This is a genomic window from Synechococcus sp. WH 8109, from assembly GCF_000161795.2.
Taxonomy (GTDB): domain Bacteria; phylum Cyanobacteriota; class Cyanobacteriia; order PCC-6307; family Cyanobiaceae; genus Parasynechococcus.
The window spans coordinates 666,008-681,849 of the sequence record NZ_CP006882.1; the positions used below are offsets into that span (position 1 = coordinate 666,008).

Below are 15,842 nucleotides of genomic sequence, written 5' to 3' on the forward strand. Positions count from 1 at the left end.
CCGGTCGTCTGGAACGATTTGATTCGTGAGGTGGAGCGGATCCGCAAAAGGAAGGACCAGTCGCCCCTGTCAGCCAGCTGGCACCGAAACGTGGGTATCGCCCTTACGCACTGTCCTTTCGAACTGGCTGAAGCCACTCCAGAAGCAATCAGGGAGTGGATCGATCAAATGCAGGACTCAGGACTTAGTGGTCTGACCATCAACAGCGAGTGCTCACTGCTCTCGTCGCTGGCCTCCAAGTGCATGAAGTCTGGGTTGCTGCACGGGATGGCGATGAACCCTTTCGATGCTGCCGACTACAGCGCTGGGGAGGTCGACCACATCTACACAGCAATCGAACGGGACTACCGCGATCTGTCGGGTCTTTTGCCGAAGCTCCTCGATAGACAGCTCATCCCTGTCTTGATTCAGGTCTATTGCGGTACGCGGATTAGTGAGGTCAGAAAGCGGAAGCGTGAGGACTTCGATTTGGAGCGCGGCACGATGCAAGTCGCTCCAGGTACCGCAAAAAACAAGGCAAAGCCTAGGCTGTTAGAAGTAATTGAGTGCTTGATGGGAATTATGACCAAAGACTCAATTAAAGTTTTACTCTGCTTATTTGTGGCGCAGTTTGCGATCGCAATTCCCGTTCAAAGTGCACCTCATGTGTATGTAGCAAGCTGGATACTTAAATATTCAATGTCAGAGTGTGTCGACGACGCTTACACAATTGCCAGGAAGCACCAATTCACTTATGGCCAATAGCTTACAAAATACAACGATGGAAAGCTTAAAACTCTGTACGCTACTCACAAAACTGGTGAGATTTCAATTGTAATTAAGTGCAGCAGCGGCGACGGCACGGCTACGTACTCAGTGAGCGGATATGACAACGATCAAACATACAAAATTTACTCAGATATCAATGACTCATTTAGGCAGCTTTAAATCCCTATAGATATTCGATTTTTAAGCAAAGCACTCTTGCGGTTATGCCAGCATGAGCTAAAAATAGACGTGTCAGCGGTGAGCTGATGAACCCCGAATTAATAGCCACAGGCTTTGTCTTTTCACTACTATAGGCAAAGACGACAATGCTTGCATCAAAGGGATAACTGGTGCAAGGAGCCTTTCTATTGAGTGCCTCCTTTTCTGTATTGTTTTGGGCGGGTATACGACCTATTGCTGACGCAATATCTGGCCAAGGATATATCGGAATCTGGAATAGATATGGCCATTTAACTAAATACAGCAGGGACAAAATCTGAATGTCTATGCATTTATCTTAATTATGTGCTTCGCGACGTCCATGGCAGTAGTACTAGCTGCATTCGTTGTTCCTCCTATTGATTTACTACAAATAGAAGTTGTCGATTGATTTAGCAGCCTCAGTTATCGCTATCACCCCTTCCAAATTGAGAGCTAGTCAGCCTCGGGCACCCAACCCACTTCTTTCTGTCACGTAGTGCCCATAGCTTGCAGCAATTCTTTAGGTGCCTACCGTTCTGCAGCTGCTTTTGCCTGAGGTTGCACTGAATCAGAAATTCCAACGGAAATTTCCTAGCCCTAATTCCATACCAATCACGGCACTAACTCCCCCATAGTCCCTCCCTGCAGCTCTACGTCTCTGCAGAGGCTACCCAGCAAGGATCCACGGGCTGCCTAGCGTACAGCGCAACTCCTTCCACAGCTGCTCTGCAGCGTCCCTGCACACGTGGATACGGGCCTTGGGGAGCGGAGAAGTGCTTCTTAGTCCACTGAGCGCGATTTCTACACCGCCAAGCCTGCTTCGACAGCGGCACCCGCTGAGAGTGCAGTCAGACCAGCCAGGCTTATGAGCTGGTTGTTAGTTCCCCCGCACCGTCTTGGTTGGTCCCTGCCCTGGTCCCAGCCTGTCGTTTAACTCTCGTAGAACACTGTCGCAATACACCTGGATAGTTCAGTGTCAGCCCTGTGTTTGCAACGCTTTAGGCCTTGACAAGCCTCATGAGTGCCATGGCTCGGGGTTTGATCGGTCGATCATGGAGACCAAATTCCGTGACTAAGGGTATGACTAAAGCTTTCTGGTGTTCTCTTTGAAAACCACTGCGTTGCATGTGATCTGAGCTTGTCCAAAGAGAAGTGAGTCCTGGTTAAAGGAGTGTTTATATGTAAAGAAGAAATCAATGATTGCTATTTGTATATATACATGCAAAGGTATGGGATTGGCTTAAGGGTGCTGTTTGCTCAACTATTCACAGGTAAAGGCTATTATTATTTTACGGTAACTATTATTATTCTACAACAGTGAATGAGACATTGAACGGTCCTGAGTCAAACATGACATTACTGCAACCTGGTCCGCTATTATCACAGTAAACAGATGAACCATTATTAGTGACTGTGAAGGTCGCGGTCAGGCCTGTAGTTGCGGTCGTGATAGTTACGTTGGAATCTAATCGCGCTACTCCAACAATTTTATTAACACCTGAACAGTTTAGGACCGACGTGTTATCTGCAATTAGTGCTGCGCTGCTGCCTATCAAGTAGCCTGTTAATGTCGCGCCTTTAATAGCTACTGGATCACTTTTAGCCTGACATGAAGTGTTCGGATCAAAAGATGTCATTTCTGCATCAAATTCCTCAGCTGATCCCGTTGTTTTCCCAGGGGATCCTGAACTTGTCCACGAATTGGTTGAGTAGTAAGTAGTCCCATCTTTAAAGGGTCCCATTTCTGCGGCAATGGTAAAAGTTTTACCAAGTTCGATAACGGCAAATCTGTAGTCGCCTATTGCTGGTATTGAAGTTCCTTCTCTCGGAAGTGAGAGAGTTGTACCTGCAGCAAAAGACATTGGTGCTCCGGCAGAACTTTCGTAAGTAATTGTGCAAGATGAGTAATTGACTGCGACTCCAGCTGATGTAAATGGGTTTTTAGTACAAAATCCCATCTTATGTACGGTAACTCCGTACGTGCTCGGAGTGCCGCTGCAGAATCCCTGGTTAGAACCCCAATCATCTTTATCATCCCACAAAGAAGCATCACATGCTTGTGCTGATACAAAATTTGGATTGAATCCTTCCGCTAATGCAATACCAGAAATGGTGAGAGCTGCGGAAACTAAAGCGGATGAAATTTTGAGCATTTTAGAAAAATAGAATGGTTTGTGTGAGTAATTTTGATTCCGTAGCATTAAGCTCCTCCCACGCTATTTGTAAATGTATTTGTTTTAGCCCAGCGCTCAAGCAACACGTCGTAGCGACGACGAACTGGCTTCACCATTTCCTGTTGAAGTATTTGTTTGATATTATTTGTTTTGTAAGTTACTGGGTTTGCGGTCAGGGTGAAATTCAATCCAATAGTGATGTCGTTATTATCCAATTCCCCATTGGTTTGAGTTTGATTTGCAGGTACTTCGTTGGATATCCAGGAATCCAATCGCACGTGTGGCGTCATCTGATAAGTAACTTTTCCTTGAAAGCCGGTGTTGTCATTACGATTTCGGTAGTCCCAGCGAAATCCTCGTGCAAAAAATGCAATATTTGGATTGGAAGGAAGACGGTAGCCGAGTTCAAAATCCCAGCCAGGAACAACCCTTTCGTAGTAATCGGTGTTGTTAGTACTGATGGTTTTTGTTCCTGTACCAGCGATGTACCAATTGTTGGTAAGGCTCAGTGTTTTCCAAAACAGCTCTCCACCTAAGCCAAAACGACTGTGCGAGGTGCTGTAGTTGGTAGTTCTGTAATCCCAGTAACCGTTAACGCCAGCCAGCAACTCTTCCCCGATTAAGTGACGAAGACCCAATCCTGCATTCCACGTGGAGTCGTTTGAGAGACTGCCGGTGTATTTTGTGTGGAGAAAGGCAATTCCATCTCGACTTTCATCATCTTTTAGTCCAAAGTCTGCGATTTTGAAAAGAACATCACCCCCAATATTAGTAGCTCCTTCAGTCCTTATGTCAAAATTAACGGAAGCCCCCAAGACGAAGGGGTATTTTTGAATTGTCTTTGTTGCATAATCAGATAACTTATTGGAGGCCAAGTTAAGCGCGAGATTTGAGATCTGATTGCTCCACTCAATTCCATTTTTATTATTTAATGACGTCCAATTGCGTATCAAAAGCTTGTCGATTACCCGACTTGCCAATGGAGATTCATGCCAAATACCCTTGCTGTGAGAGCTGTAAAGACTATGGCTACCACGCTCAGTGAAATTCTTCTGGGTTGATTCCGCGCTAGCTGGCAGGCACTGGAGTGTTAGGCCTGAAGCGATGAGGCTAAAAGCAAGTTTGAATGACACCGATCCACTCATGGCTTGCTTGATATGCTTCGCAGACAGTAAAAGCCGGTTTGTGGTGCGCAACCTTGCGTAATTATTCTTTACGGCTGTTTGCCGGCTAATTTTTATGCTATGGACACATATTTGTCATCACAACTGTTTGTGCTGGTGTTGGTCTCTCATTAATTGTTGATCCTTTTTTCAGTCTGCCTTCTTTGATTAAGCAAAACTTTGCTGCTTGGTCAATGTCTTTGTCAGTGATTTTGACTTTTTCGACAGTGATTTTTAGTGGTATCTGATCTGCTCTTGATGGTTGAGCATTTATTGATCGGATGCTGATTCCCTGCATTGTGGCAGCAACCAAAAAAAAGATTGGAATTGTCCAGGCCCTCATTTTGTTGAATCTGTGGTGTTGATTTTTGCCCTCTTGACCATGAGCTGACTTTCGTTCGTCATTGTTTCCTGCTTGTCCCAAGCCATCGAGGCGTTCTAGTATCAAACCGCTTTGTAGTCGTCTTCGGCTTTGGATGCCAGGGTTTCTACTCGTTAGTTCTATCTCCGTGCTCTCTCCACGGCTATTCCAGTCTCGACTGATGTGCTTGCTGCATACGCAGCAAGACCTTCTACTCCAATCAACTTGATCTGCATCTCTTCTGCAGCTTCTTCCCTTGCCTGGGGCTACTTTTCGACACCACAGCAATTTTCAGGGCTCTGATCGGCAGCCTACAGATAGATCAAAAACAAAGTGCCTACGAAATCAGCTGTGATTGAAGTTGCAGCACCCAGCTGGATCAATGCCAGGTCAAGAATGAAGTCGCCAACCATTTGCTCCTCTTGCCTCTTCTCAATCAATAGGCGAACCCGACCTGTCACGGCTGTGTGAACCGAACCTCCTACTCAGATTTCACAGAAATTTCTGAAGCCCTTTTAAGTAAGAAAGACGCTGCAGCCCCCATACCCCCCTTCACAGTTCTGCTGTCGTTTAACTCTCGTTGAACCTTGTGGTAATACTCCCCTAGAACCCAGTCATGACCCTGTGTTTGCAACGCATTAAGCCCTGACAAACCTCATGGCTGCGATGATGCCAGGGGCACCGCCATTGCGTCACCTGGATTTGGATCTTCAGTCGCACATTCGTTCAATTCCAGATTTTCCCAAGCCTGGAATTCTGTTTCGAGATATCAACCCTCTCCTGCGGTCGCCCGACGCCATGGCCGAGGTGATCTGCCAGCTGGGTCAGGTGTGTGACCAGGTGGAGCCTGATCTGATCGTGGGGATCGAATCCCGGGGATTCATTTTTGGAGCACCCTTGGCCAGCGATCGACAGCTTGGCTTCGTGCCTGTGCGGAAGCCTGGAAAGCTGCCCGGTGAGGTGGTGGGTCTGGATTACGCCCTGGAGTACGGCAACGATCGGCTCGAGATTCAAGCCGACGCGTTTGAGAATTCACCCCGTGTGCTGGTGGTGGACGATCTGCTGGCCACCGGTGGAACAGCTGCAGCGACAGGACAATTGGTGGAGCAGGCCGGTGGTTGCTTGGTGGGTTTTGCCTTTGTGATCGAGCTGGAGGGGCTCGGAGGCCGTCAGGCCTTGCCTGCCGGTCGACCCGTAGAAGTGTTGCTGCGCTACGGCTGACTGTTCTGCCAGTCGAAGACGTCTTCCAACTGCTGCAAACTCAACAATCCAAAGCTCCACAGCACGATCGGAAGGGGGGCTTGTTCCAGTTCCGCCTGGCGTTGCCCCAGCTCCAGGGCGCTTGGACTCAACCCCAAACGCCGCTGAAGAAACTGCAGCAGCGCTTCCGTAGCTGGGGGTTGCCGCTGGCTAGACATGACCATGGTCGCTACCCGCGCTTGGCTCAGTTTGGCAAGGTCCGCCAGAGCTGCATGGGACCGTCACTCATGGCCTGCAAGCTGAGTTGGCGCAGCCCAGAGAACTGTTTCAACAGAAGCAAGGCCAAGCGCCGTAGGGGAAGCAACAGCGGTTCGCGGTTGGAGAACACCCGCACCAGAAGATCCGTCGCCACACCCACCTGGAGCACATCAAGCCAGCGGCTCATCCCATAGCGCCGAGCGATTGTTGCGGCGCTGCCGCCCCGCTCCACGGCGCGCAGCAAACCATCCACATCACGCCAGCAGAGATTGAGCCCCTGGCCTCCCACGGGATGGCAGCGGTGGCCCGCTTCGCCGATCAGCAAGCCCCTTCCGTGATGGAAGCGGCGAGCCAGGAGCCATTGCTGTGGGAAGGCTCGGGGTTGATCCAGAAGGAAATCCGGTTCAATCCCCTCCGGCAGAACAGCGGCCAGCTGATCGAGAAACGCACCGCGCTGCAGCGTGCTGCGCTGCTGGCAACGCTGCCACGGTGCACTCCACACCACCTGGAAAGTGCCCTGCCCCAAGGGCAGAACAGCGAGAGGGCCTTCTGGGCGAAACAACTCGCAGGCCCTGTCGTGGGGGAGTCCCCGCAGGGCAACTTTGGCGGTGAGGCACCCCTGGCGATAGCGGATGCCCCAGTGACGGATGCCCCAGGCCTCTCGTGTGGGGGAGCGTGGTCCATCAGCCGCCACGATCAGGGCGTCAGGACTTGGATTAGGGGATGGTTCGGCCAGGTGCATGGCCACGTTGCCGTTGGCCATCAGCCGAGCCAGCAACAGCTTCATCAAGGGACGGTGATCGAGGATCCAGCCAATGCCGTCATGGTGTCGATTGGCTGATGTCAGGTCTTCCAGACCGAAAAGAACGCGGGCGTTGGTGGCCACGTCCCGCAAATCCAGGTCTCGGAAAGGCACCAAGGCATCGCGCAGGTCGTGCCACAGGCCCAGATTTGTCAACAACCTGCGGCTGGAGTGGGTGATGGCGTACGCCCGGCTTCTGGCTTGGAGTTCCGATGCCGTCAGCGGGTCAAACAGGACCACGCGCTGACCACGGTGGCCGAGGGCAAGAGCTGTGAGGGCGCCGGTGGGACCAGCGCCCAAAACATGAATCTCTGGAGGGGATGGAACCATTCAGGGAGTCTGGCCAGCCATCCCGATCCAGCGCGAGGCCATCAGCCCAGGCCGAGCAGCCCGTGAACGAAGGATTCGCCGCCCAGTGCCAACTCAGTAGCCAGAAGCGCAATAAAACCGAGCATGGCCATGCGGCCGTTCAGTTTTTCGGCGCGGTCGTGGAAACCCCAACCCTGGCTTGCTTCAACCACTTCCATGCGGGGTTCCGTGGCGAAGGCGTTGAGGCGGCCGCCGTCTTCCGTGGTGACCTGTGCACCGCGCACGACAGGGGTGGTGGGAGAGGACTGGGACATAGATGCTGCCGCTTGATTGCTAAGAAGTGTAAACCAGGTTTAAGAAATGTTCAGTAGTTGCTTTTCAGCGCCTGCTGTTCAGGCGGAGTTGGCAGAGCTCCTCAAAGGCGGGACGGAGCAGGAACGGGTACTCACCAACCCACATCCGCATGCCCGGCAGCCAGGCATCGCTGAGGGCTCCGATCTTTGAGAAATCCTTGCGCTCGCTCAGCACCAAGCAGCGGATCAGGCTGCCGCGGCGGATCGACTGGTGCTTTTTCTCCACCGGAAAGGCCACCCTGCCGAGATAACCCTCCTCGTCTTCGAGTTCGAGAAGCATCCAGGTGCGTCGGTTTTCCACGAGTTCCAGCCGCCCGCGGCTGTCGGCCTGTTCGTGCCGGTTTTCCACCCGCTCTCGCGTGATCACGTCCGCCACCTCGCCCTCAAACAAGGCAGCCGCGGGATAACGCCGCAAGGTGGCATTGCGTTGGCCGGCCTGAACGATCGGGCCCCAAAGCACATACAGGAAGAACACAACGCTGATCACCAGCCATACCGGGCCCCAGCGGCTGCCGAGCTGCGCCTGGTTGTAGATCAGGAACGTGATCACCCCACCGATGGCGGCGATCATCAGGCGCTGCAACACTTCCTGGGGGTTGCCAAGGGCGACACGGAACTGGTTGCCGGTGGCAACGGCGGGGATCAGCCGCTGCAGTTCACCGGGGCGGAGGGGAATGAGCATGGTGTCGCCTTCAAATCAGCCGCTCAAGGCCATACACAAGGCTGCCGAGGCTGCCCACCTTGCGCACCGTGATCAGCACACCGGGCATGTAAGCGGAGCGATCAATGGTGTTGTGACTGAGGGTGTAGCTCTCCCCGGGGGCACCGAACATCACTTCCTGGTGAGCCACCAGGCCCGGTAGCCGCACGGAGTGCAGCCGCAGGCCGCTGTCCCGCTGGCCGCCGCGGCAACCTGCCAGGGATTCGTGCTCGTCCACTTCTTCGGGATTGAAGCTCTTGCCCAGCTCCTCCATCAGCTCAGCGGTTTTGATGCAGGTGCCGCTGGGGGCGTCCGCCTTGCGGTTGTGGTGTAACTCCGTCAGTTCCGCGTGGTCGTAGAACCGCGCCGCTGCTGCTGCGGCTTGTTGCAATAGCACCATGCCAACAGAAAAATTGGGGATTACGGCCCCACCCACGGAAGCTTTGGCCGAAAACTCGGTGAGGTTGTTGAGTTGTTCAGGCGAGAGCCCTGTCGTTCCGATCACGGGGTGAACGCCGTAGGCGATCGCTGCACGGGTGTGCTCATAAACAACCGAAGGGTGGGTGAAATCCACCAACACGGCGCCGCTGCCGCCGTCCCGCACGGATTGGCTAACGGCGCAGAGACAGCCTTCGAAATCAGCCGTCACGGCCACCTCCAGCTCTCCCAGGCCCAGCTCCAGACCCACGTCTGCCCCCTCTTTGCCAGGAGTGTTGTCGATGGCTCCAACCAGGCTGCAGTCTTCGGCTCCCACCACAGCTTTGATCACCTCGGCGCCCATGCGCCCCAGTGCACCGGCAACAACGACGGGAATCGGAGCGGTCATGAAAGCGCAGCAGACGTTTTAAAGCCTATGGGTCGGTTCGTGTAACGGCCAATCAGAAATCCTCGCGCCCTAAGGGCCAGTCGCCGTAAGGTTCTTCACACTGCTCAAAGCGCGCTGATGTTCACACAGGTCCGCTCCGCCGATCGCCGCGTTGCTCCTGTGGAGGGCCAGAACCATAAGTCCGTCATGAAGGCGGTTTATGTAGTTCTGGAGCCCCAGTACCAAAACGCCCTTACCCAGGCAGCGACGGCTCTCAATGCATCGGGTGGCGATCTTGGGATCGAGCTGAGCGGCTATCTGATTGAAGAACTCCGCGACGACGACAACTACGCTGGCTTCTGCGCCGACGTGGCTGAGGCTGATGTCTTCGTTGCCTCCTTGATCTTCATCGAAGATCTGGCGCAGAAGGTTGTGGACGCCGTAGCCCCGCACCGCGATCGACTCAAGGCGGCTGTGGTCTTCCCGTCCATGCCTGAAGTGATGCGGCTGAACAAGCTGGGCAGCTTCTCGATGGCCCAGCTCGGTCAGAGCAAGAGCGCCATCGCAGGCTTCATGAAGAAGCGGAAGGAAGCCGGAGGTGCTGGCTTCCAGGACGCGATGCTCAAGCTGCTAAACACGCTGCCCACCGTTCTCAAGTATTTGCCGGTTGAGAAGGCGCAGGATGCACGCAGCTTCATGCTCAGCTTCCAGTACTGGCTAGGTGGAACCCCTGACAACCTGCGCAACTTCCTGTTGATGCTGGCGGACAAGTACGTCTTCCCAGCTGCAGAAGGGGAGCAACGTCCAGCAATGGAGGTGGCGGAGCCAGAAGTGTTCCCCGACCTCGGCATCTGGCACCCCCTGGCTCCCTCGATGTTCGAGGATCTCAAGGAGTACCTGAACTGGACCTCCAGCCGCACCGACCTCTCCGAGGAAGCCCGCAAAGGGCCGGTGATCGGTTTGGTGCTTCAGCGCAGCCACATCGTTACCGGTGACGATGCCCATTACGTGGCCACCATCCAAGAGCTGGAGTTTCGTGGCGCTCGGGTGATTCCGATCTTTTGCGGCGGTCTCGACTTCTCCAAGCCGGTCAACGCTTTCTTCTATGACCCTCTCAATCCCGAGCAGCCCCTGGTAGACGGCATCGTCTCCCTTACCGGTTTTGCGCTGGTCGGAGGCCCGGCCCGTCAGGACCACCCCAAGGCGATTGAGTCGCTGAAGAAGCTCAATCGCCCCTACATGGTGGCGCTTCCCCTCGTCTTCCAGACCACCCAGGAGTGGGAACAAAGCGACCTTGGCCTGCACCCGGTGCAGGTGGCCTTGCAAATTGCCATTCCGGAACTGGATGGCGCCATTGAGCCCATCGTTCTTTCGGGTCGCGACGATGCAACTGGCAAGGCTCACACTCTTCAAGACCGGGTTGATGCCATTGCTGAGCGGGCCATCCGCTGGTCATCGCTGCGGATCAAGCCCCGTAGCGAGAAGAAGCTGGCGATCACCGTGTTCAGCTTCCCTCCCGACAAAGGCAATGTCGGTACGGCGGCTTACCTCGACGTCTTCGGCTCCATCCATCGGGTGATGCAGGAGATGAAGGCGAAGGGCTACGACGTGCAGGACCTGCCTTCCACACCTCGAGAGCTGCTGGAGGCTGTCATCAACGACGCCGATGCCATGCAGGGCTCTCCTGAGCTGTCGATCGCCCATCGGATGAGCGTTGAGGAGTACGAGCGTCTGACGCCTTATTCCGATCGGCTTGAAGAGAACTGGGGCAAGCCCCCCGGCAACCTCAACAGCGATGGCCAGAACTTGCTGGTTTTCGGTCGCCACTTCGGCAACGTTTTCGTTGGCGTTCAGCCCACCTTCGGCTACGAGGGTGATCCGATGCGCCTGCTCTATTCCCGCAGCGCCAGCCCCCACCACGGCTTCGCCGCTTACTACACCTATCTCCAGAAGATCTGGAAGGCTGATGCGGTGCTGCACTTCGGCACCCACGGCTCTCTCGAGTTCATGCCTGGCAAGCAGATGGGCATGAGCGAAACCTGCTATCCCGATTCACTGATCGGTGCGCTCCCCAACCTCTACTACTACGCCGCCAATAACCCCTCCGAGGCCACCATCGCCAAGCGGCGGGGGTATGCCTCCACCATCAGCTACCTCACTCCTCCGGCTGAGAATGCCGGCCTTTACAAGGGCCTGAAGGAACTGGGTGAGCTGGTGGGCTCCTACCAGCAGCTGCGTGAGGGTGGCCGCGGAATTCAGATCGTCAACACGATCATTGAGACGGCACGTCAGTGCAACCTCGATAAGGATGTCGACCTTCCTGAGGAGGACGCCTCGACCCTCCAACTTGAGGGACGTGATGCCCTAGTGGGTGCCGTCTACCGCCAGTTGATGGAGATCGAAAGCCGTCTCCTTCCCTGTGGCCTGCACACCATTGGCAAGCCTCCCACCGCAGAGGAAGCCGTTGCCACCTTGGTCAACATCGCTGCTCTCGAGCGTGAGGAGGATGGGCTGCGCTCACTCCCCGGCCTGCTGGCTGAGGCTATGGGCCGCTCGATCGAAGACATCTACAAAGGAAACGACGAGGGCGTACTCGCCGATGTAGAGCTCAACCGCACTATCACGGAGACATCCCGTGCTGCCATTGGCGCCATGGTTCGTACGCTTACCGGCCGTGATGGTCGTGTCAGCCTGCGAAACAGCTTCGGTTGGTTCTACGACCTGCTGGCCAAGTTTGGCTTCAAGCTTCCCTCTCCTTGGCTGCGGGCCTGCTGCAGTGCCGGCTTCGTGCAGGTCGATGCCACCGAGCTCGACAAGCTCTTTGCCTATCTGCGCTTCTGCCTTGAGCAGGTGTGTGCAGACATGGAGATGGAGAGTCTGCTCAAGGCTCTTGATGGTGAATACATCCTTCCAGGCCCCGGTGGTGATCCGATTCGGAATCCTGGTGTGCTGCCCAGCGGCAAGAACATTCACGCCCTCGACCCGCAGGCGATTCCCACCCGTGCCGCGGTGGCTGCAGCCAAGAGTGTTGTCGACAAGTTGATTGAGCGTCAGCGCGAGGAGCAGGGCACCTGGCCCGAAACCATCGCCTGCGTGCTCTGGGGAACCGACAACATCAAGACCTACGGTGAATCTCTGGCTCAGATCCTCTGGTTCGTTGGCGTCAAGCCGATGCCTGACTCCGTCGGTCGGGTGAACAAGCTTGAGCTGATCCCTCTGAAGGAACTCGGCCGACCCCGCGTTGATGTGGTGGTGAACTGCTCCGGTGTCTTCCGCGATCTGTTCATCAACCAGATGGCGCTGATCGATCAGGCCGTGAAGATGGCTGCTGAGGCAGACGAGCCTCTAGAGCAGAACTTCGTTCGCAAGCACGCCCTTGAACAGGCGGAGAAAGAAGGCACGAGCTTGAGGGATGCGGCATGCCGTGTTTTCTCCAACGCCAGCGGCAGCTACAGCTCCAACGTGAACCTCGCGGTCGAGAACAGCACCTGGGAGGAAGAAGGTGAGCTGCAGGAGATGTACCTCTCCCGCAAGACCTTCGCCTTCAATGCCGACAATCCAGGTGAGATGAATCAGAAGCGGGAGGTGTTCGAGAACGTGATGAAGACGGCGGATGTCACCTTCCAGAACCTCGATTCGGCTGAGATCTCCCTCACAGATGTCAGCCACTATTTCGACTCCGACCCCACCAAGTTGATCGCTGGTTTGCGTGATGACGGCAAAGCTCCCACCAGCTACATCGCCGATACCACCACGGCCAACGCGCAGGTGCGTTCGCTGAGTGAAACGATCCGCCTGGATTCACGCACCAAGCTGCTGAATCCCAAGTGGTACGAAGGCATGCTCGACTCCGGCTACGAGGGTGTGCGTGAGGTGGCCAAGCGCCTCAACTTCACGCTGGGTTGGAGTGCCACCAGCGGTGCCGTTGACAACTTCGTCTACGAAGAAGCCAACGAAACCTTTATTAACGACCCAGAGATGCGCAAGCGTCTGCTGGAACTCAACCCCAACAGCTTCCGCCAGATCGTGGGCACTCTGCTTGAGGTGCATGGCCGCGGATACTGGGAGACCTCGGATGAAAACATCGAGCAGCTGCAGGAGCTGTATCAGGAGGTTGAGGATCGTATTGAGGGTGTTGTCACCGACTGATCGTCGACCGAACGTTGAACATCAAAGCCAGAGTCCCTGACGGACTCTGGCTTTTTTATTGGCGATGAATGCTGTGCAACTCAGGCTTTCAGAGTCTTGAATTCTGCATGTCTTGCGGCTTGGCTGATCTCTGCCGTTTTGAAATCAATTCCAGCCCACTGTTGATACAGAGGCAGGCTACGTTTTCTCCCTAATCCAAAGGGTTTAAGTTCGCCATGCGCATCATTCAAGCAGCGGATTGATGCCGGTGCGTTGTTAAGACTGCCGAGCAGTGTGTGTACATGTTTGATTGCGCGAAGGTTGTAATGATGCCAATTGCTGTGATCGCCCCAATGGGTGGCTGCATGCTCTTGATCTATATGATCTGTCTTGTAAAGATGAAACAGCAGTAGGCGATTCGGGGCGTAAATGTTGAAACCCGAAGTCCACAGCCGTGCCGACATGGCAATCTCTTCTCCATAGAAGTAGAGCTCGGGGTCGTAGGGCGCTTCGCTCACGATTGAGCCCGGGCCGAACAGGAAGCCTCCGGCGATAAACGCCCCGGGGATGGGTCGATCAGGTTGTTCTTCTGGAAGTTGGAAACGGCTGATGCCTCGCAGCTTGAGGATGCCGTAGGCATCGAAACCGGCGGCTGCCATCACAGGCAGGGTTGATGTCTGCAAACGGCACGGCTGTTGAAAGCCGTTCGGGTAAACACTGAGAACGGCACGCTCATCGCTGCATTCCTTCCAGGTCGTCAGCAACAGGTCATCCCAGTGCTCCACAGCCCGCATGTGGCTGTCGATCTGCAGCAGAAAGTCTTCCCCGCCGTAGACACCCTGAGCCTGTCGTCGGGCCCAGCAGGCTCCGCGGCTTTCAGTTGCATCGAATCTGATGCTCTTCAGTTGAAGATGATCCGGAAACGCGCTTGTTCCCCAGTGGGGCGGGTCATCAGCGGCCAGTTGCAGGCAGATGCCGAAGCGCAGCCGCTCGGGCTGGGCCGCCCGCTCGATCAGGTTGTGCAGTGTGGCCGGGAGATCCGGATCCCGGTAAGCCGCGATCTGAACAAAGATCGTGGAGCTCACCAGAGTGCAGCCGCCATTCGCAGCGTCTGGCTGATGGGGCCTACATCGTGCACCCGCAGCACGGCAGCACCCGCCTGGGCGCAGCGGCAGGCCACGGCAGCTGTTCCCCAGAGACGAGCTTTGGGCCTGGGCTCATCGAGCACGTCGCCGATGAAGCGTTTGCGTGAAGGGCCGATCAGCACCGGTCGCGGTCCTGCAGTGAGTTGTTCCAGATCCCGCAGCAGCTGCAGGTTCTGCTCGTGAGTCTTGGCGAAGCCGAGACCCGGATCCCAGATGATTTGGCTTTCATCAACGCCGGCTTGAATCGCAGCTTCACTGCGCTCCAGTAACGCCTCTTTCACATCTGCCACGACATCGGCATAGGTCGTGAGCTGATCCATGGTTTTGCTGTCACCGCGGCTGTGCATCAGCACCACCGGACAGCCCGCATCGGCGACCACCCGGAGCAAATCGGGATCCCGCCGGCCACCGCTCACATCATTGATCCAGTTGGCCCCTGCTTCCAGTGCTTTGGCGGCCACCGGCGCCAGAAACGTGTCGATGGAGATGAGCGTCTCTGGGCAGCGCTCCCGGATGCTCTTCAGCGCTGGTAGGAGCCGCCGCAACTCCTCTTCGGAGCCCACCTCCTCCGCTCCAGGTCGGGTGCTTTGCGCCCCGAGATCCAATACGTCCGCACCACGGCTCAGCTGCCGCTGAGCTTCAGCAAGGGCCCGTTCACTCGCCAGAAATCTCCCTCCGTCGCTGAAGGAATCCGGGGTGACGTTGATCACCCCCATCACGGCTGTGCGTTGGCCCCAACCCTGGGGCCAGCAGCCTGAATCAAGCCGTTTGGTAGTTGGCAATCCGTCCAAAGCTTTCGGGCTCCAAGGAAGCACCTCCCACCAGCACCCCGTCGATATCGCTCATGCCCATCAACTCATCAATGTTGCTGGGTTTGACGGAGCCGCCGTACTGAATCACCAGATCGGGGGAGCCCACCCAGCTTCGGATCAGACCACAGATGCGGTTGGCTTCTTCGGCTGCGCAGGTCTTGCCTGTGCCAATCGCCCAGATCGGTTCGTAAGCCACCACCAGTTTCTCGGCATCGAGACCCTCCAGGCCCTGCTCGATCTGACGGCGGATCACCCGTTCAGCTTCGCCCCGCTCGCGCTGTTCATCGCTTTCTCCAACGCAAACGATCGGAATCAGACCGTTGGATTGTGAGGAGCGGGCCCGGTGGTTGATCTGCTCGTCGCTTTCACTGAAGTATTTCCGCGGTTCGCTGTGGCCCACGATCGTGTGGGTCACCCCGTGCTCCTTGAGCATGGCTGGGGAGATCTCCCCGGTGAAGGCTCCCTGGCCTTCCCAGTGCACGTTCTGGCTCGACAGGCAGACGCGGGAGTTCTGGCTGAGTTCCGCCATGGTCGATAGCGCCGTGAAGGGTGGTGCCAGCACCAGGTCGCGGTCGTCTGGGGTGTCAGCAAGCAATGGCAGGAAGGCTTCCATGAACTCCCGCGACTGGGCACAGGTCATGTGCATCTTCCAGTTGCCAGCGATCACCGGTCTGCGCACGCCTT

The 15,842-nt window shown here is 55.6% G+C and carries 14 protein-coding genes; 3 read left to right on the forward strand and 11 right to left on the reverse strand.

Annotated elements, in window-relative coordinates; all coding sequences use genetic code 11:
• The first annotated feature begins 90 nt into the window (after positions 1 to 90).
• Positions 91 to 744, forward strand: a complete 654-nt coding sequence (locus Syncc8109_RS03620; RefSeq protein ID WP_232202451.1) for a hypothetical protein — start codon at positions 91 to 93, stop codon at positions 742 to 744.
• Positions 745 to 2,252: 1,508 nt separating this feature from the next.
• Here the strand turns inward: Syncc8109_RS03620 and Syncc8109_RS12155 are convergent.
• The 3 genes from Syncc8109_RS12155 to Syncc8109_RS12160 are packed head-to-tail and all read right to left on the reverse strand — an operon-like array spanning position 2,253 to position 4,709.
• The gene (locus Syncc8109_RS12155; RefSeq protein ID WP_232202452.1) at positions 2,253 to 3,101 is read right to left on the reverse strand and encodes a hypothetical protein; all 849 of its coding nucleotides are present in this window, start codon (positions 3,099 to 3,101) and stop codon (positions 2,253 to 2,255) included.
• Between the two features lie 47 nt (positions 3,102 to 3,148).
• Entirely contained in the window at positions 3,149 to 4,318 is a 1,170-nt protein-coding gene (locus tag Syncc8109_RS11570) for an inverse autotransporter beta-barrel domain-containing protein (protein ID WP_006850823.1), read from the reverse strand.
• A gap of 46 nt (positions 4,319 to 4,364) precedes the next feature.
• Positions 4,365 to 4,709 (reverse strand): hypothetical protein, encoded by a 345-nt coding sequence (locus Syncc8109_RS12160; RefSeq protein ID WP_006849958.1) that lies wholly within the window; start codon positions 4,707 to 4,709, stop codon positions 4,365 to 4,367.
• A 603-nt stretch (positions 4,710 to 5,312) separates the two neighbouring features.
• On the opposite strand from Syncc8109_RS12160, the gene Syncc8109_RS03630 reads away from it, so the two are divergent.
• Positions 5,313 to 5,867: an adenine phosphoribosyltransferase gene (locus Syncc8109_RS03630; protein WP_006850562.1), complete on the forward strand. Its 555-nt coding sequence runs from the start codon at positions 5,313 to 5,315 to the stop codon at positions 5,865 to 5,867.
• Here the strand turns inward: Syncc8109_RS03630 and Syncc8109_RS03635 are convergent.
• The 5 genes from Syncc8109_RS03635 to dapB form a co-directional block, all read right to left on the reverse strand.
• Positions 5,858 to 6,070 carry a DUF2949 domain-containing protein gene (locus Syncc8109_RS03635; RefSeq protein ID WP_006851116.1) on the reverse strand — a complete coding sequence of 71 codons (213 nt, stop codon included), beginning with the start codon at positions 6,068 to 6,070 and terminating at the stop codon, positions 5,858 to 5,860. The two genes, Syncc8109_RS03630 and Syncc8109_RS03635, sit on opposite strands and share 10 nt — an antisense overlap.
• A 20-nt stretch (positions 6,071 to 6,090) precedes the next feature.
• Positions 6,091 to 7,236, reverse strand: coding sequence for an FAD-dependent monooxygenase (locus Syncc8109_RS03640; protein ID WP_006850007.1), 1,146 nt, complete (start codon positions 7,234 to 7,236; stop codon positions 6,091 to 6,093).
• Between the two features lie 41 nt (positions 7,237 to 7,277).
• On the reverse strand, positions 7,278 to 7,529 hold the full coding sequence (locus Syncc8109_RS03645) for a hypothetical protein (protein WP_006851676.1): 252 nt from the start codon (positions 7,527 to 7,529) through the stop codon (positions 7,278 to 7,280).
• Positions 7,530 to 7,593: 64 nt separating this feature from the next.
• Positions 7,594 to 8,250, reverse strand: coding sequence for a hypothetical protein (locus Syncc8109_RS03650; protein ID WP_006851129.1), 657 nt, complete (start codon positions 8,248 to 8,250; stop codon positions 7,594 to 7,596).
• 10 nt (positions 8,251 to 8,260) lie between these two features.
• Complete coding sequence (dapB, locus tag Syncc8109_RS03655; protein WP_006850674.1) at positions 8,261 to 9,094, reverse strand: 4-hydroxy-tetrahydrodipicolinate reductase; 834 nt, start codon at positions 9,092 to 9,094, stop codon at positions 8,261 to 8,263.
• 117 nt (positions 9,095 to 9,211) lie between these two features.
• Here dapB and Syncc8109_RS03660 point away from each other — a divergent pair, with 117 nt between their 5' ends.
• The gene (locus Syncc8109_RS03660) at positions 9,212 to 13,222 is read left to right on the forward strand and encodes a magnesium chelatase subunit H (protein WP_006851049.1); all 4,011 of its coding nucleotides are present in this window, start codon (positions 9,212 to 9,214) and stop codon (positions 13,220 to 13,222) included.
• Between the two features lie 80 nt (positions 13,223 to 13,302).
• Here Syncc8109_RS03660 and Syncc8109_RS03665 read toward each other — a convergent pair whose 3' ends face one another.
• From Syncc8109_RS03665 to tpiA, 3 genes are read right to left on the reverse strand one after another with little or no spacing between them, the layout of a single operon-like run.
• Complete coding sequence (locus Syncc8109_RS03665; protein ID WP_006851778.1) at positions 13,303 to 14,286, reverse strand: GlcNAc-transferase family protein; 984 nt, start codon at positions 14,284 to 14,286, stop codon at positions 13,303 to 13,305.
• Entirely contained in the window at positions 14,283 to 15,128 is an 846-nt protein-coding gene (gene folP / locus Syncc8109_RS03670) for a dihydropteroate synthase (RefSeq protein WP_156915542.1), read from the reverse strand. Before folP ends, Syncc8109_RS03665 begins: the two co-directional genes overlap by 4 nt.
• On the reverse strand, positions 15,106 to 15,837 hold the full coding sequence (gene tpiA / locus Syncc8109_RS03675) for a triose-phosphate isomerase (protein WP_025362181.1): 732 nt from the start codon (positions 15,835 to 15,837) through the stop codon (positions 15,106 to 15,108). Before tpiA ends, folP begins: the two co-directional genes overlap by 23 nt.
• Positions 15,838 to 15,842 lie beyond the last annotated feature (5 nt).

Coding starts and splice junctions, on each gene's coding strand:
- Syncc8109_RS12155 (WP_232202452.1), bottom strand. CDS start 3,101: ATGCTCAAAATTTCATCCGCTTTAGTTTCCGCAGCTCTCACCATTTCT.
- Syncc8109_RS03630 (WP_006850562.1), top strand. CDS start 5,313: ATGATGCCAGGGGCACCGCCATTGCGTCACCTGGATTTGGATCTTCAG.
- Syncc8109_RS03635 (WP_006851116.1), bottom strand. CDS start 6,070: ATGGTCATGTCTAGCCAGCGGCAACCCCCAGCTACGGAAGCGCTGCTG.
- Syncc8109_RS03640 (WP_006850007.1), bottom strand. CDS start 7,236: ATGGTTCCATCCCCTCCAGAGATTCATGTTTTGGGCGCTGGTCCCACC.
- Syncc8109_RS03645 (WP_006851676.1), bottom strand. CDS start 7,529: ATGTCCCAGTCCTCTCCCACCACCCCTGTCGTGCGCGGTGCACAGGTC.
- Syncc8109_RS03650 (WP_006851129.1), bottom strand. CDS start 8,250: ATGCTCATTCCCCTCCGCCCCGGTGAACTGCAGCGGCTGATCCCCGCC.
- dapB (WP_006850674.1), bottom strand. CDS start 9,094: ATGACCGCTCCGATTCCCGTCGTTGTTGCCGGTGCACTGGGGCGCATG.
- Syncc8109_RS03660 (WP_006851049.1), top strand. CDS start 9,212: ATGTTCACACAGGTCCGCTCCGCCGATCGCCGCGTTGCTCCTGTGGAG.